This is a genomic window from Colwellia sp. PAMC 21821 (assembly GCF_002077175.1).
Taxonomy (GTDB): Bacteria; Pseudomonadota; Gammaproteobacteria; order Enterobacterales; family Alteromonadaceae; genus Cognaticolwellia.
This window is the reverse complement of record NZ_CP014943.1, coordinates 3543340-3566967: the sequence shown is the minus strand read 5'-3', so window position 1 is coordinate 3566967 and position 23628 is coordinate 3543340. Positions and strand designations below refer to the sequence as shown.

Here is a 23628-nt window from a genome sequence, read left to right as displayed (position 1 = left end):
TTAGCGCAGTGAGTGAATGTTATTTTCGGCTTGCCCAGCTTTTACTTCAGTGGTTTCTTGAATATCACAAACCATATTTCGACCACTATTTTTTGCTTTATACAACGCAATATCAGCAAGTTTGATCAAATCTTCAAATTTATTACTGCGCTCATTTGATTCGGCCACTCCAAAGCTTGCTGTAATTTTCAGTGAGTTTCCATCATGTAAAATAAGCATTTTTTCAATCTTTTTACGAATAACATTTGCAAGCTTAATCGCTGCAGTTTTATTAGTATTAGGTAAGAAAATAATAAACTCTTCCCCGCCCCAACGCGCTAAAACATCACTTTTTCTTATTTTTTGTTTTAACGTAAAAGCAATACCTTTCAATACCGCGTCACCGGCCGAATGACCATGGTCATCGTTTATTTTTTTAAACCAATCAATGTCTAAAAGGATCAACGAAGATGATATTTTTTGCCTAATACCTAAATGCCATTGAGGCATAGTGACGTCGGTAAAAGCACGACGATTATATAACTGAGTTAAGTAATCTACTTGGGCATTCACTTCAGCAACAATGCGGGCGTTGTCCATTTTTTTTAAATTAAATGCCAACGCTAACGCTAAAATATACATTTCAATTAACATGCCTACTTCAATACTATGAAATAGCATAGTGTTGTAAGGAATAGCTCCCCAAGTTGATGCTGCAGAAATAGCCGCACCACCTGCTCCCATAAATGCCGCAGGAATAAAAAACTTCACCATCTCATGACCATTTTTTAACGCTAAAAATCCTAAAGATATGAAAATAACAACTAATAACGAAGTCAGTGCTACGCCCACTTTGACAGCAAGTAGTTGATCCCCATTTGAAAATATCAATACCACTAACAGAATCAAACCAGCATATATCCAATTTTTAGCACTATATACTTTGGGTAAGAACAGCTTTAATTTCAGAAACTCGAAACAAAAAGCAATGCCGAAAATAATATAGCAATACAAAAAGAGTATCATTGCCCATTGTTGGAACAAGACATTTTCAGGCCAAATAAACTTAAACCCGTGTCCCGTATAAGCAATGTTTAAACTCAAAAAGGACAACAAATACAAAGAATAGAATACATAACTACTGTCTTTTAAACTGATAGAAAGTGCTAAGTTATAAACCAGTAAAATAAAAAATGCGCCGTATAAAAAGCCATAAAAATAACTGGATGTATTCAGATCACTTTGTATTATTTCTTCTGTAGATAAGTAAAGTGGAATAAGTAATGGGTCTTTTGATTCAAACCGCATAAGCACCTGGGTTGTACCTGCTTTGAAGGTATATTGCTTAGACAACATACGGGTACTATTTTTTCTAGTACTAAACGCTAATGTATCTCCGAGAGTCGCTTTATCTACCATTTTATTGTGGTGGATAAAGTAAAAGTCAGCACGGTCTAACCAAGCGGAGTCAAGATATAGTACTTTTTCAATTTCTTTAACTGACGAATTATTTATTATCACTGACGCCCAAATAGCATCATTTGTAAAACCAAAACTTACTTTACCATCAGCGTTTTTAGTAAATTTACCTGCCTTATATTGTTTTAGCGCATTATCAAACGACAAGTTCGCACTACTGTCTTGTAGAATATATAACTGCTCATTAATGAATAACTCATTAGGAATAGTCGATAATTCAAGAGGTTTACTAGTAGCGCAGAGACTAATAACGCAGAAAAACAACAATATAAAACGAATAATAAATACTCTTAAAAATATTCAATAATCTTAGATTAGTCCTCCACAGAGCTTTTGTCTAACAAGGACAAGGTCAAAATTAACACTACAATTATGCAGATTATCTATATTTAAGAGGATAACGCAAAAAATGGCATAGTCATCTCTTTTAAAAAGCTCAGTAAGTTATAGTAAATCTGAAGTGATTTAGCAGTATATGGCGTGAAGGACGGACGATAAAAACAAGCGATAGAGAATAAAATAAATATTATACCAATTGAAATAAATAATCGATCATTTTAAGGCGGTTTAAATCGTCAATAACTGCGTTGTTTTCAATCCCAATAGCCCGCTATTACTCAATCAAACGCCTTATTCTTGAACAATTTATCCTCGCTTAAAATTGGTCAATAACTTATTACATTTGGTATTATACCAAGTTGGTTAATTAGCTTGGTATTATTCTGCTACATAAAATATTCGCACTATTATTCATTCAATGAAATTTATTGGCTGAGCAAGGAGGATACCTGCTCAGCAATATGTGTCATACCAATTTTATTATTTAAGTGATCAACTTGCATTCTTTAAAGGGTTATTGCTGTTTAAGTTCGCCGCTTTGGTAAGCGTTAAGAAGGCGATTCAGGGCAATAATATTTTTGTTGATCAAAAGACTTTCATCACAATCTTCAACTTTCAGCGCACGACTCATCGTTTCAATGCACTCAACATCAAAGTCTATTTCTGAGCCTAGTTGAATATATGCATCAACCGACTCAAAAGGCTTATGCGCAACAAGTGATAATGTTTCGGCGTTGGAAATTAAGGTGTAGCCCGCTATACCTGTTGTGCCACGATAGGCCTTTGCAAAGCCACCATCGATAACCAATAACTTACCATCGGCTTTAATTGGGCTTTCGCCTTTTTTAACCTTGACCGGTACATGGCCGTTAACAATACGTCCGTTACTTGGATTTACGCCAAATTCAAGCAGTATTTTTTTCGCTGACTCCTGATTGTTACGCAAGTCATAGTAAGCATTACGACCTTCTGAATGCACCTTTTTATCAGCAACAAAATAGCGCTCAAACGTTGCCATTTTTTGCTTACCGAATAAAGGCGATTGTTCGCCGCACCACAAATACCACATGGCGTCTTCACCATAGGCCTTCTCTTCTGAACCGGCTGGTGAAAAATATCCCTGTCGAGCTAGCGTATCTACCCTGTCGACAAAGGCTTTGCCTGCGTACTCTTCGCCTGCCACCTTAAATGATTTAAATGAACCATCATCATTCATCGCAACACAACCATGATATAACAAGTGGCCATTGCTCACATGATACATGGCGCCATGACTATAAAGAAAACGCACATGTTGCTGTAGGCTTTTACTGGCCGTAAAGGCCAGTTTCAATTGTGCTATAACACTCTGTTCATCTTCGCTAAGTGTATAGGGTGCATCGGCAGAAATAGTGGGTAAATGCTGATCGATTAATGGGTAGGAAACACCGTCAATATTCACCGTACCAGCAGCAAGATCTATCTTGTCGAGTAACAAGCGATCACTCATTTGATATTGCGGTCGCCTTTGTACAATTTGGCCTTCAAGTTTCAGTTGTATTATCGCAATCGCTTTCTGCATTTGCGCTAATAAACGGCGGTCGTGATTCGGCAAATTTTGCTCTGCGGGCACTTTAGGTTGAAATTGTTCACAAGGATCGTCACCATAAAGCTCGACAGCAAGGGCAGCAAGCGGTAGCAAATTAATACCATAACCGCTTTGTAGTGTATCAAGGTCGGTATAACGCAGCGCAATGCGTATCGCCGTGGCAATACATGCTTCACTACCAGCGGCAGCGCCCATCCACAGAATGTCATGATTGCCCCACTGCACATCAACGCTATGATACTTCATCAGCATATCCATGATTTGGTGAGCACCTGGCCCCCTGTCATAAATATCACCAATAACATGTAGCTTTGAAATGGACAATTTTTGAATCAATTCAGCTGTGGCGACGATAAATTCTTTAACACTGCCAGATGCAGCTAGGTTGTCGAGGATATTAAGACAAGGTGCTGATAACTCCGATTCAGTTTTAAACTCGAACAAAAGCGTCGCTAACGCCCGAGCAAAATTAGCAGGCATGAGTTCTTTAACTGTCGAACGCGCATTAAGTTTAGTAAAAAGCCGGCAAATTATGACTAAACGCACAAGTGACGGTACAGAACATAATGCTTCTGGGTTAACACCGTCGCCCTTGTGTGATAATACTTCTTCAGGATAACAAATCAATGCTGTCAATTGGTGCTTTTCTGCTGCACTCAACTGCTGGGTAAAGGTTTCGTCAATTGCTTGTGAAATAGAACCTGAGCCATTTTTAATGACATGGCAGAACGATTCATATTCACCATGCAAGTCTGAAACAAAATGTTCTGTTCCCTTTGGCAAGTTTAGTTCGTCTTCAAGCTCTTTTATTGCACTAGTAACCGTTGCAATTGAGGGATACTCTCCAGCCAGTAAACTCAACTCAGTTTCATCAGTCGCTTTCAAAATATCATCTCACTTTGCTTATTACCGCGTAGCCCACTTATTATAAATTGAAGCAATTTATGTCACCTCAACCCAGTGAATTAATATTGTTTAAATCTTTACAGATCAGAATCAAGCGTTCTTTAAAAGACTGTTCGGCGTGTCTAAGCCAAACTCTAGGATCGTAATTGCCCTTGTTAGGTTTATGTTCGCCGTCTGGGTTACCAATTTGACTCTGTAAAAAAGCATGCTTTTCAGCAGAGTATTCTCTTACACCGTTCCAAAATGCCCACTGTAAATCAGTATCGACATTCATTTTGATGACACCGTAACCAATCGCCTCTTTAATATCTGCAGCACTAGAGCCTGAGCCGCCATGAAAAACGAAATCGACCGGTTGTGCACCAGTTGCGAAGGTTTTCTGAATGTGTTGTTGTGAGTCTTTTAGAATTGTAGGACGTAATTCAACATTGCCTGGACTATAAACACCGTGCACATTGCCAAAGGCTGCTGCTACAGTAAATCGATTGCTAACGGCTCCAAGTTCTTTGTAAGCATATGCAACTTCTTCTGGCTGAGTGTATAAACGCGAGCTATCAACATCGGAGTGATCGACACCATCTTCTTCACCACCGGTAATGCCGAGCTCTATTTCTAAGGTCATGCCAATACGGTTCATGCGTTCAAGATAGCGTTTACAGGTTTCAATATTTTCTTCGATAGGCTCTTCCGACAAGTCAATCATATGGGAAGTAAATAAAGGTTTACCATACTGCTTATAATACGCCTCGCCTGCATCAAGCAAGCCATCAATCCAAGGTAACCATTTCCTAGCAGCATGATCGGTATGAGTCATCACGCGCGCACCATAAGCAGGAGCCAATTCATGAACATGTTTCGCGCCAGCAACAGCGCCAGCAATAGAGGCACGTAAATTATCGTTATTTAACCCCTTACCTGCATAAAACGCGGCCCCACTGCCAGAGAATTGAATGATCGCAGGTGAGTTAATTTCACTCGCGGTCTCTAGCACAGCATTAATAGTATTGCTGCCAGTAACATTAACTGCTGGCAAAGCAAAGGCATTAGCTTTTGCATAAGCAAAAAGTTGCTGAACTTCGTCTCCGGTAATTACGCCTGGGGCAATATTAGTACTTATCGATGTCATGCTGTTAGCTCCGTTAGTTATCGAAATGATTTTATATCCATTGTATTTAATGTCGAACTTATTTATTTAGCTAAATTACGCGCCGTTTAATCGTGTATCTGGCCAAATTTAGTGATACCTGTCGTTATATCAATATAGTCAAAATATACAAGGTTTTTTCAATAGAAGGAACACTTATACATTGGTTACATTTACATTACAATTCTTTATTACCAAAAGTCATTACAAGGAATGATGCATTGGTAATGCAACAATACTAATGGCGCTCAGCGACAGAGTTAATCGTGGCTCTAAAAAAGTTGCATATCTTAGCGTGAACACTGTACACCTCAAAAAACACACAAATTAAACCAATAAAAACAACAAATAAAGATAACACAATTTAAAATTCGCTATAATTTAATATATTAAAAAAGCATTAAAAATGTGATGAACGAGCATTTACCACTTTAACAACCAAAAGCATATTGGTAATAACCTTATAGTAAATAAATATAAAAAATATCTTTTATGAATTAATATAGTACTTTCTAGAATACAAAGTTTTGAAGTGAGTATAAATCATTTAACAGCTCACTTAGGACTCATTTTCATTCATATTAAAACAGATATAATCTAAGTTATTGACAACCCCATGTTCGGTTGGAAATATCTACCATCAGTGATACATAATTGCATTTAACCTAGCGAGGCAATTACAAGCAAGTTGCCAGCCTGAAAACTCTTAGTCTTCATAAAAGAAGGCATAATAATTCATCTAGTATATGGCAGCTGTGAGCAATCTATATAGTTGTGAATTTCTAATCAAAAAAATCTGAAGCAGCCATTTTTACTTAAATATAATTCACTAAGATGAGCTTTACAGCAATTATCATTAATATAATTCCCGCCACTCTATCAATTTTTTGTTTATGTCGATTGAAGATAGTCTGTATAACTTGCAAACTCATTTTATATAAATACATTATTTGAAACCAAATTTAATCGAAAAAAATAAAAAATGAACTTCTAGACGTCTAGATTGACAAAAAAAATTAACACCATATAATGCAATCCAACATAGACATTCCTTCAGAAAAAGTTATTGTTTAATTAGAATAAAATAATAACTAAAAAAGATCCTATTCATGACCAATAATATATCGCCAAACCCTTCGTCGTCATTGTCCAAAAATAGCCCTGTTCCAAGCTTAAAAAGCTTGCTTCCTTTTGGCGCTTTCCTTGGGATATTTCTTGGCACAGGTATTGTACTAACGTTGCAGGGTGTAGATTTTGCTTTCTACCAACTGCCCGCCAGCATTGCTATTATTCCGGCAATATTACTGGCTATTTACATGGGTAGAGAAACAGTTAATGAGCAAATCAGCCAGTTTATAGCCGGTGCTGGTCATCAAAATATCATTACCATGTGTATCATTTACCTTTTAGCTGGTGCATTCGCGACAGTGGCTAAAGCGACCGGTAGCGTTGATGCCAGCGTGCAATTAGGGCTTTCTCTTTTTCCTGATTATTTCCTGCTACCAGGCTTGTTTTTAGTCGCGGCATTTCTTGCCACGGCGATGGGAACGTCAATGGGCACTATTGCGGCTATCGCACCTATTGCCTTAGGCTTCGTAGAGTCTGCTGATATCGATGCTAGTCTGATAGCCGGTTGTATTATTTCGGGTGCTATTTTTGGCGATAACTTATCAATAATTTCTGATACCACTATCGCCTCGACCCGGAGCCAAGGCGCTCACATGAAAGATAAATTTAGGGTCAACTTTAAGTTTGCCGTTCCTGCTGCGTTAATTTGTTTAGCGATTCTAGCGGCCAATGGCGTTACGCTTACCCATGAAGTCAGCCAAGAACTAGATGTTATCGGCTTCTTGCCTTACATCGTTATTTTGGCGTTAGCCTTGTCAGGTGTGAATGTATTTATGGTGTTGATCATCGGTATTGTTTTAGCTGCTGCTATTGGCATGTTTAACAATGGCTATCAATTAGCGACTTGGGTAAGTGATATCAATCAAGGTTTTGCCAGTATGCAAGACATCTTTATTTTGTCGTTATTTATTGGTGGTTTAAGCGAGCTAATTAAACGCCAAGGTGGCCTAAGCGCCCTCACCACAAGTATTGAGCGCTTAACGCGTAAGGTTTGCCCTAACAATAAAAAGCGTGCTGCAGGCATGGGTATTGGCGCATTAGCGTTTTGTTGTAACTTTTTCACCGCTAACAATACTGTATCTATTATCGTGACCGGTGAAACAGCAAAAGACTTAGCGACTGACGGTAAATTAAGCCCTGCCCAATCAGCCAGTTTGTTAGATATTTACGCGTGTATAAACCAAGGTTTATTACCTTACGGAGCACAAGCGTTATTGCTGGGAGCCACTTTAAAAATATCGCCATTAGAAGTGGTCGCGAATGCCTACTACCCTATGATTTTATTTGTCGTTGCAAGTTTTGCTTTTTGGCGTATTACGAAAAAATAATGACCGATTAATTTTATACTTACATAAAAAAGCCCGTTTCACGGGCTTTTTTATGTTCGATGAGAATACTACACAGCTAAACTAAATAGCTGGTTTAACGCATTTAGGCGCCGTAGCTTGTTTAAAAATGGGCGTTGATTTAGGCAAATGCTCGGTTAACTGTTTAATGCGGGTAGCATTTGAAGGGTGAGTTGACATAAATTCAGGTGGTGCACCTGTTGACTGCTTCGCCATATTTTGCCAAAGCTTGATACTACCTTTTGGATCAAAGCCCGATTTTGCCATTAAGTCTTGGCCAACAATATCGGCTTCGCTTTCATGGCTACGACCATAAGGCATTAAAACACCGTATTGCACGCCTAAACCTAAGCCTGCCATGACCATATTACGGCTTTCAATATTTTGGCTTTCAAGTACTACGCTGACAATTGAAAGGCCCATTTGGCTAACTTGGTTTGACGATAAGCGCTCGTTTGAGTGGTGTTCGATTACATGCGCTACTTCGTGACCAATAATAGCGCCCAATTGGTCTTGGTTTTCCGCTACTTTGAGTATACCAGTGTAAACGCCAATTTTTCCTCCCGGCAATGCAAAGGCATTCACTTGCTCTGAATCAAATACCACCACTTCCCAAGCGCCGTCATGCGCAGATTTTGGCACATTAACCGTAATAGCATTAGCAACACATTGCACATAGCGATTGATTTCAGGCGATTGACTGATTTTTTCTTTGGTTTTCATTTCTTCAAAAGAAGCATTGCCCATTTTATTAAGGTCGCTTTCTGACATCATCATCAATTGCGAACGACCAGTTGAAGACGTTGTGCAACCCGCCAAGGTAATCACGGCAAGACAAATTGCTAATTTAATTTTCATTTTATTCCCTAAAAAACTGACCTAAAAATGGTCTGAAAAATTTACTTTAAAATTAATACTTCAATAGCTTATTCTAAGGAATGAAAAGTTAAATATCTATTATTTATTGGGGGAAATACAAGTTAATGTTCGAAGGGCTAATACATTTTTAGTGATTTATACTCATTTAAATAAATAACCCTTCATACTAGTATGATCTGAACCTCCAATATTAGCGCTGCCTGCAGGGCTGTTATTAGCTATCTAGGGAATTGCTCCTGCAGTTCTCCTTCTTTTCTCATTGTAACTATTTTTTTATTTATTACAGGGAGGAAAGAATGAGAAAATAATGAGTAGTGACTTAAAATATTTTAAAACTGTTTTGATTAGACCAAGTTGATCACTTACTTAATTCAATTGGTATTATGTTGCGGTTGAGGCCTAAAAAATAAACATGTACTTACAATCCCAATAGCACTTTAACTTCTCCTGCTCTTCTCCTTCTTTTTTCATTGTGACTAGTTTTTTATTTATTACAGGAAGGAAAGAATGAGAAAATAATGAGTAGTGACTTAAAAATTTTTAGATCTGTTTTAATAATACCAAGTTAGTCACTTACTTAATTCAATTGGTATTACACGTCTTAAATTAAACGAGAATGCCGTACCTTCACCTAAAGTACTTTGAACTTTTATATCAGATTTCAATAATTCTAATAATTTTTTAGTAATCGCTAAACCTAGGCCAGTATGTTTATTCTTGTCTTGTATGGCATTGCTCGCGCGATAACGGGTGTCAAAAATATAAGATAATTCGTCTGCTTTGATTCCAGTACCATTATCTTTAATTGTCAGTCGGCATTGATTATCGTTAAGTTCTTCAATGATTAAATCAATTTGTCCATTTTCACTGGTATGGCGAATAGCGTTTTCTAATAAGTTACTGATCACACGTTCAAGTTTCGCAATATCACTATAAACTTGAGTATAAGAGCTACTAGGCTTTACCGAGATATCGATATTCTTCGCGCTGGTTTGCAGGTTAAATTTTGCCATAATATCGTAGAGTAATTCGGCTAAATTAAAAGTCTCGAAATTTAGCGTTACTTGTCCGCCTTCAAGATGTGTAAGCTCAAATATTTGATCGATTAACAACTTTAATTGCAGGGTGTTTTTTAGCACGGTATTAATGTGTTTTTCTCGTGCTTGTGCCGTTAATTCATTGCCTTTATGGGCTATCATTTCAATATACCCCTGCAGAGACGACAACGGCGTACGTAAATCATGTGAAATATCAGCCAATAATTCTCTTCGTTGTACATCGCTCTGTTGTAAGAGATTTAATTGACCATTAATTTGATTAACCATTTCTTCAAATGCGATACCTAATTGATGCACTTCATTACTGCTGTTTGGCATCCATGGCGTTAATTTCAAAGACGATTTATCAAACCCAGCATTTTTTAACAACTGAATATCTCGGATAAGACAACGCAGTGGTCGCGTAAAGTAATAGAAAATACCTAGCATTACGATGAATAGAAAAACCAACGCCCCCACTAGCATTACCATTGAAAGCTCAGCTTGTCGGTCTGAATCTAAACGGTTATACGCAGACTCATAGCGTTCGCCGGTTACAATAACATAGAGATAACCAATTAATTCACTGCCATTAAAAACCGGTGCCGCTGAAAATATTTTTTGCCGACTATCATGTTGTGGATCATCGCCGTATATAGGTAAGCTCGCTTGATTTTGTGTTAATTGCATCAACGGTTTTAAGTCAATACGATCGCGTTTGATCAATGAGGGCGTAATAGAATGGGTTAAAATAACACCGTTTGGATCGACAAAATAAAACTCAAATGCGGGGCCTAAAACCATTAAAGTATGGAACAGGTTTTTCAAGGCCTGATGATCATAAGCTCCTTTTTGCAGCAGCGGGTTGTCTCGGGCTAAACTCGCGGCAAGTGAGAGGTGTAAATGTTGTTCAGATTCGTATCGTGTGGTTTGCTCCAAATGCTCAGCCCAAACAAAGAACACACTAATAATGACTATAAATACCACTAATAACGATAATGATAGTCGGTGGTATAAAGAGAATTTCACGCCGTAACACCATGGCGGCAAAGTTTATAACCTACGCCCCAAACGGTTTGTACAATTTCAGGCTTAGTTGCATTAGTTTCAACTTTATTTCGTAAACGGTTGATGTGTGAGTTTACAGTATGTTCATAACCACTATGGTGATAGCCCCAAACTGAACTTAACAATTGCTCACGAGAAAATACTTGGTCTGGATGTGATGCTAAATAGAAAAGTAAGTCAAATTCAGTTGAGGTCAGTTCAACATTCTGCCCATTGAGTGTTACAAGGTGAGACAGGCAATCGATTTTCAATGTACCTAAAGTCAAATACTTCTCAGGCGATTGCTTTTCTAATTGTTGCTGACTCATTTTTGATAACAAATGTACTCGACGTAGCTGACTACGTACTCTAGCCTGAAGCTCTCGGACGCTAAAAGGTTTAGTCATGTAGTCGTCTGCCCCTAACTCAAGGCCTAATACACGATCTATTTCACTGTTTCTTGAGGTTACCATTAAAATCACCTGTTCGGGCTTTTGCTCACGTAATTGCCGACATACATCTAAACCAGACATACCGGGTAACATGACATCAAGCATCACTAAGTCATATTGATTATGTGCTAGTTTTTCTAAAGCGACTTCGCCAGATAAACAATGCTCAACCGTTACGCCAATTTCTTCTAGGGTTAAAGTCACCAAATCAGCAATATCTTGATCGTCTTCAACAACCAGTATCGTATCCATGCTCTGCTCCGTTATTATTATCTTTTTTTGACAAGAACGTGACACAGAGTTGATTTAGTAGAATTTGAAAATCACTTAAATGAGTTTTTTATGCTTTATTTATGCATAGTTTATGCGTAATAAACTCAATTAATTTCTGTGCCCTGTTGATAAGAACTTGTAAGCACAGAAATACTTTCGTGGTTTTGCTAATTACTCTCTTATTTATCCTAAAAGCAATTAAATGTAGACTTTGTGATAAATATAAGTGTTCAACATCTCGCTAAACACTCAGCTTTTTATCGTGTTCGAGTTACCACTATTCGTGCTGTTGGATTATCCCAACGGTCTGCTTCAGTAAGTACTGAAGTGCTTAAACCTTCTTTACTGTCATCACTCGCATTAGCGTTGGTAACAACACCTCGGTGAAAGTGAACCAGATCAAAAAGATCATCACGTGTGGCATCAAAACCGGCACTTGCCCCGCCACCACCTGCCGCACCTGCTGCTGGGCCAGGCATTGTAGAAGCAGTTTCTGTGTTTGCCTCAGTACCTGCATCCCAAGTTGGGGCCATAAAGCTCATTGACTGGCCAACCGTCATGTTACTTATGTTAGCGGCATTAAGACCGGTAAACGCATCATTAGTATTGACCAACATGGTAGTAAAACTCATGCGTAAATTATCAATATCTAAAAGTGGTACTAATAATGTCGACATTGTACCCATAGTTCTCGGCGGTGTTGCTCCGCCCGTCGTTACAGCATCTAAATATTGGGTTGCCGCTAAAGCTTCTGACATCAGTCCTGTGGGGTCACCACCTTCAGCAAGTTGCTCTAAACCTAAACTTGCCGCTTCACCATCGATAAAAGTGTTGAAACCTGGTTCATGTAACACTACAGCTGCTGGTGAAAATGGCTGTCCATAAGTTAAATTAGTTAACTGCACAGTGTAAACCGCAAGGTTGCCATTGGTACCGTCAGCGCCATTTGTGCCATCGCTACCATTTGAGCCGTCAACACCTGCGCTACCCGCCGGGCCTGTAGCGCCGTTGTCGCCATCGTCACCACCACAACCGGTTGCTAGTACTGCTATAAGTGGCAGTAAAGCTAAACTTAGTTTGTTCATATTCATTATATTCTCCCTAAATTAAGGTGCTGGGATAGTAATAGTTACGCGCGCAACAGGATTTAACCAACGATGTTCAGTCGACAATAAATCACTAGCGCCATCAGTAAGGCTAGTATCACCTAAAACATTTCTATGAATATGCACTGGCCCGTCTGTGCCATCTACCACTTCGTTTGCGCCAATGGCCGTGCCATCTTCAGCAAAACCTACTTTAGCCGCAACACCCATACCGCCAACACCTAATGGCACTGGAGATGCACCTGCACCCGCAACCCCAGGAGCACCATAACCACCAAGCGGTGTGCCACCTTGTTCTACAATGTCAGTACGCATGCTATTTAATTCATCATTTAGCTCTGTACCTGCATCATAGGCGTTCAGCATATAGGTATATGTGCCTGGTGCAGTGGGAATTTTAATACTGTCTAATCCAACAAAAGCGTCATTTGTAGGAATTAGCATAGCTAAAATAGAAAGATGAGTTTTATCCATGGTATCAAATGAATAGTTTTCAGTGCTTGATGGTGCGCTTAAACCATCAATACGATGCCAGGTATTTGAGGTATTATCGGTATCTGTTGGACCTAAAAGTGCTTCAAAGTTCTGTCCAGAAGATGCTGCATTTTGAGCATCGTCAATCACCCCAGCTTCGGCAAGCCACGCTAAAGCAGAGGTTGCTTCAACTCCGGGCTCAAAAGCGTCAACGGTATTATCATGTGCTATGACTAAACGTGGCGTAAAGTGTTGAGCATGTGTAAGGTTGGTAATTTGAATTTCAATGGTTTGTGCCATTAGCACTGAGCTTGAACATGCTAGTGCAATAGCCGATGCGGCTTTAATAAGTTTCATAAGTTTCCCTTGATGACTAAATGATTTCACACTTAGTATGCAAAGCAAACATGGCTAAAGTTTCACGGAGTTATCACAAATGTATCACAATTTTATAAATAAAAAGTAATGAAATTTATTTGTTAATTAGCGTGTCACGGCCCTTACTTACCCCATAAATGTCATCAGGAAAAAAACCTAAAGTGACATGAAAGTCTTTATTTTTTAACAGTAATTTTTGTCGTATAAATTGGCCGTCAGGTGAAGAGGCAACAACAAAATAACTTTTTTTATCGTCATTTTCGACACGACCTATACCATGTAAAATCACACGAAATTGTGTATTCGACTTTACACTATTTTTATTAATGGTTTGATATTCATATGGATTTACTAAGGTAACGTGGAAGGTTTGCTGATCACGCGCCGCTTGATGCTGACGATAAATAGCATACTGCTCTTCACCTAATTCATTTTTTAACTGATCTAAATAACCACTAAGCTCGGCAGCAGAAACTTTACCGCCTAAATAAACTAAACCACTGTTATCTCTAAGCTCGCTAATCTCTAAATTCAATGTTCTATCTTCGTTAAAAGGGCTTTCTGATAATTTATTATCCGATTGCGCTAACACTCTCGCCAAAGGTGTCGCTTTTTGTTGTGTTGTTAGTGGTATATGTTTTTCTTTATTATTAGTATTTTTAGCCATTCCACTATCAGCAATTTCATTATCAGCAATTAAAGTCTGTTGATACCCTGCTATGAGGGTAGATTTATCTTGTTGGCTGTTTGTATGCACATCCAATGTTGTCGCCGTAGCTATATGGCTAGCAATACTGAGAAAAACAATGGCTGTACACTTTATATTAATATTCATGCTATTACCTAGTGTCGAGTTGTACCCAAATTAATGTTATACCAATTTAATTAATTAAGTGATCTACTTTTTCATGAGGAAAAATGGATAATTACAGCGTTATACATTTTAACCATTAAAAATGAGCTGCTAAGTAATCAACTTGGTATTGTCTATTGTCTGCTTGACTAAGTCGCTAGTATGCCGGAAAAATTTTACACCACCGAATACAACTAACGTAAATTTTATTGTGAACTGTATTACTATCACTGACATTTTATCGCGTTAATCGATATACTTGAGCATGGTTGATATTTGACGTTATACCGCATTTAACACATAGCATTCACCCACGCGTTTTTATCAAATTATTTCTTATTTACTATACCAACAACCAGCAGGAGTTACTTTTCACTTAATGCTATCTTCAATCAGTCCAGAACTTTTTAATTATATTGCGATTACATTCGCCCGCTTTAAATGGCAACTTTTAGCGTGGAGTATATTCTTCTTTGTGCTTTTTATAGGCTTACAGGCTCAAATTCAACTAAAAACCCCTAGCGTGTTGGTTTGGATAGCGATACTGATCTTATTTATTGCTATTGAAAGCTTAGTGGTTGCTGCGTTTATGTTTTTCTTTCAAGTACTGCCGTCAACGCGAGAAGAAAATATCGCTTGGTTCAAGTTCTATAGGACCATTGAATGGTGTGAAACAATACTCTTTACGATATTACTGCCTTTGCCAATAGTATTGTTTATATATGCCTTTGTGCGCTTAGCTATGTAACGATTAAGTTATACCAAGTTGATTAATTAACTTGGTATAATTCAGAGCACTAACCATTAAGCAGTGCTATCATCTCATCTTCTGTTAACACGCTCACACCAAGATCTTGTGCTTTCACTAATTTAGATCCTGCTTTTTCACCCGCCACTAAATAATCTGTTTTTACAGAAACGCTACCCGAAACTTTTGCTCCCAAAGCTTGTAATGCCGCTTTAGCTTCGTTGCGGCCCATTTTACTTAAGGTACCGGTGAGTACGAATATTTGATCTTTTAATGGTAATTCATCATCACTTTTACGTTCTATATCAGGCCATGACATAATATTTTCAAGTTCTTCAACTACCTCAATATTATGATCTTGAGCAAAAAAATTAACAATATTTTTCGCTACTATCACGCCCACATCAGGCACTTGTTGTAGTTGCTCTGCATTCGCCGATTTAATAGCTGAAAAGTTTAGAAAATATTGCGCTAAGTTTGAAGCCGTTGTTTCGCCCACTTCTCTAATGCCTAAAGCATAAACAAATTTTGCTAAGGTTGTTGCTCTGGCAGCCTCAAGGCCTTTAATTAAATTAGTCGCTGACTTCTGCCCCATGCGTTCCATGGTACTGACATCAAGTTCGGTTAATTTAAAAAGATCTGCTGGGGTTTTGATCAGGCCTTCGTCGACTAATTGTTCAACTAATTTATCGCCTAAACCGTCAACATCAAGGGCTTTGCGCGAAGCAAAGTGTTTAATAGCTTCTTTACGTTGCGCCTGGCAATACAAACCGCCGGTGCATCGCAACACAGCTTCTCCTTCTGCTTTTAAAACTGCAGACTGACATACCGGACATTCGGTTGGAAAAGCTATAACCTGAGCATTGTCAGGACGACGTTCAAGGACCACACTGACGATTTGCGGAATAACATCGCCCGCGCGGCGAATAATAACCGTATCGTTTATCTGTATACCTAAACGGTCGATTTCGTCTTGGTTATGTAATGTGGCATTACTAACAGTAACGCCACCAACAAATATCGGTTTTAAGCGTGCTACGGGCGTAATTGCGCCCGTACGACCGACTTGAAAGTCTACAGACTCAAGTAGGGTTAGTTCTTCTTGCGCTGGAAATTTATATGCTGTAGCCCAACGTGGCGCACGGGCTACAAAGCCCAGTTGTTGTTGCAACTCAATGTCATCAACTTTAAATACAGTACCGTCAATTTCGTAACTTAATGCTTCGCGTTGTTGTAATATGTCTTGATAGAAAGCTTCTACTTGCGTGGCATTTTCCAGCAACTTTACTTCAGGGCACATAGGCAAGCCTAACGCTTTTATTTGGCATAAACGCTGATAATGAGAGTTTGCCAACCAGCTTTCGTCAATACTTTCAACTTCACTTTCTATATTATCGTCAAGCTCGTTCAAAGCGCCAACAAAGCCAATACCATAGGCATAAAATCCTAAATTACGTTTTGCGGTAATTTTAGAATCTAGCTGTCGTAGGCTACCCGCAGCAGCATTACGTGGATTAGCAAAACCTTTTTCGCCTTTTTTAATCGCTTGCTTGTTTAAAGCATCAAAGCTCGCTTTTGGCATAAACACTTCGCCACGCACTTCTAAAATATCGGGGTAACTTGTACCTTGTAAGCGCAAGGGAATCGATTTTATGGTGCGAACATTTTCGGTAATATTTTCACCAACCATACCGTCCCCACGCGTTGCTGCTTGTACAAAAACACCTTTTTCATAGCGTATACTTACCGCTAAACCATCAAGTTTTGGCTCGGCACAAATAGCAAAGTCGAGCGTTGATGTTACGCCACCTCTATTTAAGCGATCGAGTAAGCGCTTAACAAATGCTTGCCATTCTTGTTCAGAAAAAACATTGTCTAACGACAACATAGGGAGTTGATGTGTAACTTGACTGAATGACTTAAGCGCGGTCCCGCCCACCTTTTGGCTAGGTGAATCAACCGTTTTCAAGTGTGGATGTTCTGTTTCTAAGGTATTTAATTCCCGCATTAATCGGTCATATTCGACGTCAGGAACACTAGGCTCGTCAAGCACATAATATTGATGATTGTAATGATTAATCAACTGACATATTTCAGAAATACGTTTAATAATACTTAGTTCAGACATAATTTATTTACTTAGAAAGTGGGTAGTTTACCGTCAATAATGTGCTGTAGTTTTACACATTATTGACGATGAAGTTTATCGGGGATGAAAATTTACAGTGAGCCGATACGACTCTTGCGTTCAAATTCGCGAATAAGGCCGATATAATGCTGCTCAGTTTGCTTGGTCATCACGCTGCGTTTGTGATCCAATAATTGTCCGCGAAATTCGACGGCAAGTTGTTTAGCAGCATTTAACATTTGCTCAAACACTTCAAAAGCATCACCAGGATTAGGTAAAGTCATAAAAAGCGTAATACCTTGTGTGCTAAAATTTTCGATATCATCAAGGTCAAATGTACCCGGGTTCATCATATTAGCAAGGCTGAAGGTCACTTTTCCATTACCCGCATTATCTTGGTGACGATGAAATATATTCATTTCGCCGTATTTCATCCCTAAAGTCAGCAATGTTGGCAATAATGCAGCACCTGACATAGAAAGTCCTTGTGGCATAACAACCGAAAGTACAATAACTTGTGGCTCCACCTCGACAGCTGCAGGTTTTTTATTTTCCTGCGTGGCCGACATACTAGGCATATCCTTTACGGCTTCATCACCAAAGTTTATTTCCATTTGATTACGTTTAACTTTAGGTGCATGCACCTCTTTTTTACGCGCAATAGGTTTATTCACTAAAACTTCGGGTTTTGCCTGCGTCACGGGTTGCTGATATACAGGTTCAGAATATATTGGCTTTTTAATAACAACTTCATCTGCCACCGAACGGGTATCTTCAGGTTCAGGGAAAAAGTCACCTTCATAATCCGGTGCGTCCGACAAAGCTTGTTGTTTTAAATGCTCAGGTACTGCCTCGGTATCATTAAGTAGTACACCAAAATCGTCACGATGTCCTTGAGGTTTAATTTCAAACGCCCCAGGAGGAACTTCAGACGGCATAGGTTCATCACTATGAAAATTTGTACTGCCTTCAACAAGATGAGACTTTACAGAAATATCATCGCGTTGGGTTTTAGCGCCAACAACCTTAGGTTTACTTACGCCATCCTGATCAAATCCTGAACCATCAAAACCACGTGACTGTGGCGCTACAGGTTCAACTTTAGTCTTTAATTTATACGGGTTTTTATGTTTTCTAATAGTCCAATAACCATGAATGAAAATGGCTGCTATTACGAGAGCACTGATAATAATTAATGTATTTCTGAAATTATCTTCCATTACCTAGCCTATTCTTATACTTCTGCCATGGCGATTGCTTCGTCTATATCAACCGCTACCATACGTGAAACACCTGGTTCAAACATGGTAACTCCGGTTAAATGTGACGCCATCTCCATAGCTATTTTATTATGACTTATATATATAAATTGCACTGTTTGCGACATTTCTCGCACTAGATTACAAAAACGACTGACATTTGCATCATCTAAAGGTGCATCCACTTCATCAAGTAAACAAAATGGAGCAGGATTCAATCGAAAAATCGCGAACACTAATGATAATGCGGTCAGCGCTTTTTCTCCACCAGATAATAGATGAATTGTGCTATTTTTTTTACCTGGCGGTCTAGCCATGATGGTAACCCCTGTATCTAGTAGGTCTTCACCGGTCAACGTTAAGTAAGCTTGACCACCACCAAAGACCTTAGGAAATAGCACCTGTAGGTCTTTATTAACCTGATCAAAGGTTAGTTTAAACTTATGACGGCTTTCTTTGTCTATTTTTGCAATTGCCGCTTCTAACGTAGATATTGCATTATTAAGGTCTTGATCTTGTTGGTCAAGATAACTTTTACGCTCAAACTGAGTTTCGTACTCTTCAATTGCCGCTAAATTTATCGCGCCTAACATTTGTATGTCTTTAGCCAACTTAATTAAATGCGCTTGCCAGAGCGATTCTTTTGCGTTTTCTGGCATGGTCTCCACTACTTTATCGATATTTTGTTGTAGTTCAGACAATACCTCTATGGCGCTTTCTGCTCTTAACTTGAACCCTTCGCTGTCTAATTGTAATCGTGCTAGTTGTTCATTAAAGCCACTGACTTTATTTTGGCTGGTTTTTTGTTGTATTTCCAGCTCGGCTAAACGTGTTTGGCTGTCATTTAAAGTTTTCTGATTAAATTGCAGCTTTTCATTAATTGCCGTTAGGTTATCTAGCCATTGTGGTAACTGCTGCTCAAACTTTTGTATTGGCTGACTATTGTCTGTAAAAACTTGGCTATTACTGGTTAGCCTTTGGGTCAATAAGTTAACATTTTCTTGATTTGACCGAATACTTTGCTCACGTTGCATACGCTGACTTTTAAGCTGTTCAACCACTAAACTCATCTGATGACGATTTTGATGTAATGCCTGACTGCGTGTTTGTATTAATTCTATCGTTTGTTGCAACAACGCTTGTTGCTGAGAAAAGCCGTCTACGTCATATTCAGAGTCATCAGATATTTGCGCTAACTGCGCTTGAAAATCTGCTAGTTTTTGCTGAGCGACAAGTTCACTTTTGTGCAACTCTTCAACTTGTTCTGTTAATTTTTTTTGCTGACTTTGTTGTTGTTGACTTACCTGAGCTTTTAATGAAATGACATTATCGATCTCGTTAAGTTTAGTTTGCTGTAACGTGATACTTTCGCTATTCACATTTTTGTCATTGGTTAATAATGCTAGCTGCTCGAAAGTTTGAGTCTGCTGCTGCTCAATATTTTCTTGGCTTTTAAGTATTTGCTGAACTGATATTTGTTCGTTTTCAAGCTGACGCTGTAAACTAATATAGTCATAGCCTTGTTCAAGTTTGCCTTTGGTCAACATATGGTGTTGTAGCCATGTGCCGTCGGGACAAATAACACTTTCATGTTTTGCTAGGCCCAATAACTTTTGCTGAGCTTCGAGGTAAGTATCAGCTAAAAAAATAGCATTAAAGTAATCAGTTAATGCGCTGACGCCGCTCACTTTACTTGCTAATGTGTTGGCTTGTACAGCTACAATACTTTTACTTATGTCATCGAAATTTTGCTCAACGTTTTGTTCTATACTCTCAGCTATATTCTGATAAACAAAACATAAGTTGTCGACGTTTAAGTTTCCGTTATCATCGGCGTTAGGTAATGTATTTACAAGATGGCCCGCCAACCAATGAGATAGGACCACTTCTGTCGCCTGTTCCCAACCTTTGGCAACGTTTAGCTGACTTTGTAACGAGACAAAATCGGTCATGCTTTGCTTGTTAAACCATGCGGCTTGTTTTTCACTCCAAGGCGATTTATCTGCAAGCTTTAACTGTAATCCTTCAATGACTTGATTTTTAACCGCATGCTGACCTGCAGCTACAGCCAATTGTTGACTTAACTGCTGAGACGCTTGTTGCAGGTTTAGCTCTTTAGTCGCCAACTCGCTATGTTGCTTTTTCAGCTCTGTTAACGCTGCTAAAGTGATGTTTTTTTGTAGCTGATACTGCTCGTCTACATTTTCTACAGTGTCTAATAAAGAATGCGAGGTTATTTGCTCATGTAACTTAATTACTTGCTGGTCAACTTGTTCAATAATTGTTTTTTGTTGAGTAATGTTGGCATGCAAAGTTAATTTTTGCTGTTCATTAGCATTACGTTTTTGCTGTTGTTGCTGCCATTGGCTTTGCAATTTCTTCTGTTGTTCTTGTTGTTGCGAGAGTTCAGTCTGACATGCTTCCAGCGCAGTCTCGATGCTCTGCAACTCAGGTTGTTGTTCATTTAACTGGGTGATACATAATTTTAATTGTGCTTGCTCAGCTAAAATTAACTGTTGTGCATTCAGTAATTGTTGCTGAGTTAACTCATTATCGGTTTGAGTTTTTTCTGATTGTTCTTTTAAGTATTTAACTTGCTGTTCAGCGCGAGCAATATCTTGCGTTACATTGAGTTTTTGCTGATGCAATGTTTGATTATTATCATTACAGCCGTTCATGGTCGCTTTTAATTCGATGATCACTAAATCGTTTTGACTAAGCTCGGTATTTTGGCTTGCTACTTTATTTTCCAACGCTACGATGCGCGTTTGATGCAGTTCACGTTGTTGATCAAATTTTTGCCAGCGTAAGACTGCCAGCTCGGCTTTATATTTACGTTCTTGTTGTTTTAAAGTACGAAAGCGTTTAGCCGCTTGTGCTTGTTGATGCAGTTTATCAATTTGAACATCAAGCTCAAGGCGAATATCATTGAGTCGTGCTAGGTTTTCTCTGGTATGGCGTATTCTGGTTTCGGTTTCTTTGCGGCGTTCTTTATATTTTGAAATGCCAGCGGCTTCTTCAATAAATACGCGTAATTCTTGTGGTTTAGATTCGATTAAGCGAGAAATAGTACCTTGTTCAATAATAGCGTAACTGCGAGGCCCTAAACCGGTGCCAAGAAAAATATCGGTAATATCTCGTCGTCGACATTTTGTGCCATTTAAAAAGTAAGTATTAATGCTTTCACGATTCACTACCCGACGCACAGAAACTTCAGTACGATCAGCCATGTTGCCTTGAATACGGCCTTGGGTATTATCAAACACTAGCTCGACACTGGCTTGACCAATAGGTTTTCGACTGGCAGCTCCATTAAAAATAACATCAGTCATGGCTTCGCCGCGTAAATTTTTCGCAGAGCTTTCGCCTAATACCCAACGTACAGCGTCAATAATATTCGATTTTCCACAGCCATTTGGCCCAACAATAGCGGTCATTTGTTGTTCAAAGGGGACTTTGGTGGGATCGACAAAGGATTTAAAACCTGCCAATTTTATATGCTTGAGTCGCATTAAATCGAAAAACCTAATCAAAGTATCTATTGGCTAAAGTTTTGTAAGACAATAGAATTAACATTAAACATCAGTAACTGCCGCCACTGTAACAGAGATTGATGTAATTTGTAACATCACAATACTGTTCATCTCATACTAAGGATCCTATAATCGGGCTATGAATATCAACTAGTTAGGTTAATAAAACAACAATGAGCAATAATAACAAACCCCCATTAGCAAACGGCGGTGCCGGATACTTTATCAAAGGCTTTGAGTTGATCCGAACCCCAGGAATTCGACGCTTTGTATTTATTCCGTTATCAGTAAACTTAGTACTGTTTAGTTATGCTTTTTATTATATGTTTTTGCAGCTAGAAAGTTATATGTTGAGCTTAGAAGATTGGCTTGGTGATTCGTTTTCTTGGCTAAGTAGTTTTATTTGGCCGTTAGCTATTTTGTTTGTATTGATTATTTTTTCATTTATTTTCAGCTCAGTAGCCAATTGGTTGGCCGCACCATTTAATGGTTTACTCTCAGAAAAAGTGGAGGCATTATTGACAGATCAACCCTTGCATGACGGTGGTGCTTTGGATGTGGTTAAAGATATTCCTCGAACGCTAAGTCGAGAGGTAAGTAAACTAGGTTATTATTTACCGCGTGCTGCTGGCTTCTTTTTACTTTATTGGTTATTACCGATTGTTGGCCAAGTACTGTGGTTTTTATTTCTTGCCTGGATGATGGCCGTACAATATATAGATTATCCGTTTGATAATCACAAAATTAGTTTTACGCGTATGCGCAGAACATTAAAGCAACGCCAAGGGTTAAGTTATAGTTTTGGTATCACTACGGCAGTATTTTCAATGATCCCATTAGTAAATTTGGTTGTAATGCCCGTGGCGATATGTGGTGCTACAGCACTATGGGTAGATAATTATCGTGATGAATTTGTTGACCGTTCATAATAAATCAAATAACAATCAGTATGTTAACGACTATTAAACAATTAGCTCAAGCATCGTTCATATTTTGATGCTTGTTTGATCGTGCGTTTAAATATTAGCCAAGTACTTAATTAAGCATTTATACTAAAATTTGACAGCAAAAAATTCAACGTGCACACTCATTATAATGTAACTACGTTTATGATTTATATCACATTGATAACTTAAAAGGATCTGGTGATGCCAGCATTGCGCTTTAGACCAAAGAGTTCATTTTTATCTCGTGCTTTACTACTGTTGATGGTCAGTTTTAGCATTAACGCAGAAACCTCTAATACCGAAAAAAGTATAATAGATAAAGTTGATATACCGGTAATTGAAGACGCGCGTATATTTGCTAGATTTGATGAGAACACCCCCGCGGTGATTAATTATTTCACCTCAGTTTCAGAAGATAGCGTGATTGATTTTTACAATAAAAGCTACGGTGAACCAATTGAGCGCGAACGCAAACGCGGCCGCTTAACATTAAATTACCAACATGAGTCACAACAAATACGCGTAGTAATTTCACAACAAAACAAACAGCGTCAGGTTGACGTTATAGTAAACAAACGTGCAGTAAGCCCTTAGCTGCGTTTAAT

The 23628-nt window shown here is 38.6% G+C and carries 16 protein-coding genes; 4 read left to right on the top strand and 12 right to left on the bottom strand.

Annotation, left to right across the window (positions count from 1 at the left end; translation table 11 throughout):
* From A3Q33_RS15075 to fbaA, 3 genes are all read right to left on the bottom strand, one after another.
* On the bottom strand, nucleotides 1-1722 hold the full coding sequence (locus A3Q33_RS15075) for a sensor domain-containing diguanylate cyclase (protein ID WP_286160905.1): 1722 nt from the start codon (nucleotides 1720-1722) through the stop codon (nucleotides 1-3).
* A gap of 589 nt (nucleotides 1723-2311) precedes the next feature.
* Complete coding sequence (locus A3Q33_RS15070) at nucleotides 2312-4270, bottom strand: fructose-1,6-bisphosphatase (protein WP_196797972.1); 1959 nt, start codon at nucleotides 4268-4270, stop codon at nucleotides 2312-2314.
* Nucleotides 4271-4337: 67 nt separating this feature from the next.
* A complete protein-coding gene (gene fbaA / locus A3Q33_RS15065) occupies nucleotides 4338-5417 on the bottom strand; it encodes a class II fructose-bisphosphate aldolase (protein WP_196797971.1) in 1080 nt (359 codons plus the stop codon).
* Between the two features lie 1127 nt (nucleotides 5418-6544).
* Between fbaA and A3Q33_RS15060 the strand changes: the two genes are divergently transcribed.
* Entirely contained in the window at nucleotides 6545-7891 is a 1347-nt protein-coding gene (locus A3Q33_RS15060) for a Na+/H+ antiporter NhaC family protein (protein WP_081180650.1), read from the top strand.
* 81 nt (nucleotides 7892-7972) lie between these two features.
* Here A3Q33_RS15060 and A3Q33_RS15055 read toward each other — a convergent pair whose 3' ends face one another.
* The 6 genes from A3Q33_RS15055 to A3Q33_RS15030 form a co-directional block, all read right to left on the bottom strand.
* Complete coding sequence (locus A3Q33_RS15055; protein WP_081180649.1) at nucleotides 7973-8767, bottom strand: M48 family metallopeptidase; 795 nt, start codon at nucleotides 8765-8767, stop codon at nucleotides 7973-7975.
* 590 nt (nucleotides 8768-9357) lie between these two features.
* Nucleotides 9358-10854: a sensor histidine kinase gene (locus tag A3Q33_RS15050; RefSeq protein ID WP_081180648.1), complete on the bottom strand. Its 1497-nt coding sequence runs from the start codon at nucleotides 10852-10854 to the stop codon at nucleotides 9358-9360.
* Nucleotides 10851-11576 (bottom strand): response regulator, encoded by a 726-nt coding sequence (locus A3Q33_RS15045; protein WP_081180647.1) that lies wholly within the window; start codon nucleotides 11574-11576, stop codon nucleotides 10851-10853. Before A3Q33_RS15045 ends, A3Q33_RS15050 begins: the two co-directional genes overlap by 4 nt.
* Before the next feature lie 278 nt (nucleotides 11577-11854).
* Nucleotides 11855-12688 (bottom strand): spondin domain-containing protein, encoded by an 834-nt coding sequence (locus A3Q33_RS15040; protein WP_081180646.1) that lies wholly within the window; start codon nucleotides 12686-12688, stop codon nucleotides 11855-11857.
* A 15-nt stretch (nucleotides 12689-12703) separates the two neighbouring features.
* On the bottom strand, nucleotides 12704-13534 hold the full coding sequence (locus tag A3Q33_RS15035) for a spondin domain-containing protein (RefSeq protein ID WP_081180645.1): 831 nt from the start codon (nucleotides 13532-13534) through the stop codon (nucleotides 12704-12706).
* Between the two features lie 115 nt (nucleotides 13535-13649).
* Nucleotides 13650-14390 (bottom strand): hypothetical protein, encoded by a 741-nt coding sequence (locus A3Q33_RS15030; RefSeq protein ID WP_231295701.1) that lies wholly within the window; start codon nucleotides 14388-14390, stop codon nucleotides 13650-13652.
* Nucleotides 14391-14787: 397 nt separating this feature from the next.
* Here A3Q33_RS15030 and A3Q33_RS15025 point away from each other — a divergent pair, with 397 nt between their 5' ends.
* Entirely contained in the window at nucleotides 14788-15156 is a 369-nt protein-coding gene (locus A3Q33_RS15025; protein WP_081180644.1) for a hypothetical protein, read from the top strand.
* A 49-nt stretch (nucleotides 15157-15205) separates the two neighbouring features.
* On the opposite strand, the gene ligA is transcribed toward A3Q33_RS15025, so the two are convergent.
* The 3 genes from ligA to smc all read right to left on the bottom strand — a co-directional run bounded on the left by ligA (nucleotide 15206) and on the right by smc (nucleotide 22055).
* Nucleotides 15206-17284, bottom strand: a complete 2079-nt coding sequence (gene ligA / locus A3Q33_RS15020) for an NAD-dependent DNA ligase LigA (RefSeq protein ID WP_081180643.1) — start codon at nucleotides 17282-17284, stop codon at nucleotides 15206-15208.
* Between the two features lie 92 nt (nucleotides 17285-17376).
* The gene (gene zipA / locus A3Q33_RS15015; protein WP_081180642.1) at nucleotides 17377-18504 is read right to left on the bottom strand and encodes a cell division protein ZipA; all 1128 of its coding nucleotides are present in this window, start codon (nucleotides 18502-18504) and stop codon (nucleotides 17377-17379) included.
* 14 nt (nucleotides 18505-18518) lie between these two features.
* Nucleotides 18519-22055: a chromosome segregation protein SMC gene (gene smc / locus A3Q33_RS15010; protein WP_081180641.1), complete on the bottom strand. Its 3537-nt coding sequence runs from the start codon at nucleotides 22053-22055 to the stop codon at nucleotides 18519-18521.
* Nucleotides 22056-22249: 194 nt separating this feature from the next.
* Here smc and cysZ point away from each other — a divergent pair, with 194 nt between their 5' ends.
* Complete coding sequence (gene cysZ / locus A3Q33_RS15005) at nucleotides 22250-23005, top strand: sulfate transporter CysZ (protein ID WP_081180640.1); 756 nt, start codon at nucleotides 22250-22252, stop codon at nucleotides 23003-23005.
* 219 nt (nucleotides 23006-23224) lie between these two features.
* Nucleotides 23225-23617 carry a hypothetical protein gene (locus A3Q33_RS15000; RefSeq protein ID WP_081180639.1) on the top strand — a complete coding sequence of 131 codons (393 nt, stop codon included), beginning with the start codon at nucleotides 23225-23227 and terminating at the stop codon, nucleotides 23615-23617.
* Nucleotides 23618-23628: the final 11 nt, after the last annotated feature.

What these genes read in the sequence shown, in the direction of transcription:
- fbaA (WP_196797971.1), bottom strand. Translation starts at nt 5,417, where the DNA reads ATGACATCGATAAGTACTAATATTGCCCCAGGCGTAATTACCGGAGAC.
- A3Q33_RS15060 (WP_081180650.1), top strand. Translation starts at nt 6,545, where the DNA reads ATGACCAATAATATATCGCCAAACCCTTCGTCGTCATTGTCCAAAAAT.
- A3Q33_RS15055 (WP_081180649.1), bottom strand. Translation starts at nt 8,767, where the DNA reads ATGAAAATTAAATTAGCAATTTGTCTTGCCGTGATTACCTTGGCGGGT.
- A3Q33_RS15045 (WP_081180647.1), bottom strand. Translation starts at nt 11,576, where the DNA reads ATGGATACGATACTGGTTGTTGAAGACGATCAAGATATTGCTGATTTG.
- A3Q33_RS15040 (WP_081180646.1), bottom strand. Translation starts at nt 12,688, where the DNA reads ATGAATATGAACAAACTAAGTTTAGCTTTACTGCCACTTATAGCAGTA.
- A3Q33_RS15035 (WP_081180645.1), bottom strand. Translation starts at nt 13,534, where the DNA reads ATGAAACTTATTAAAGCCGCATCGGCTATTGCACTAGCATGTTCAAGC.
- A3Q33_RS15030 (WP_231295701.1), bottom strand. Translation starts at nt 14,390, where the DNA reads ATGAATATTAATATAAAGTGTACAGCCATTGTTTTTCTCAGTATTGCT.
- A3Q33_RS15025 (WP_081180644.1), top strand. Translation starts at nt 14,788, where the DNA reads ATGCTATCTTCAATCAGTCCAGAACTTTTTAATTATATTGCGATTACA.
- ligA (WP_081180643.1), bottom strand. Translation starts at nt 17,284, where the DNA reads ATGTCTGAACTAAGTATTATTAAACGTATTTCTGAAATATGTCAGTTG.
- zipA (WP_081180642.1), bottom strand. Translation starts at nt 18,504, where the DNA reads ATGGAAGATAATTTCAGAAATACATTAATTATTATCAGTGCTCTCGTA.
- smc (WP_081180641.1), bottom strand. Translation starts at nt 22,055, where the DNA reads ATGCGACTCAAGCATATAAAATTGGCAGGTTTTAAATCCTTTGTCGAT.
- cysZ (WP_081180640.1), top strand. Translation starts at nt 22,250, where the DNA reads ATGAGCAATAATAACAAACCCCCATTAGCAAACGGCGGTGCCGGATAC.
- A3Q33_RS15000 (WP_081180639.1), top strand. Translation starts at nt 23,225, where the DNA reads ATGCCAGCATTGCGCTTTAGACCAAAGAGTTCATTTTTATCTCGTGCT.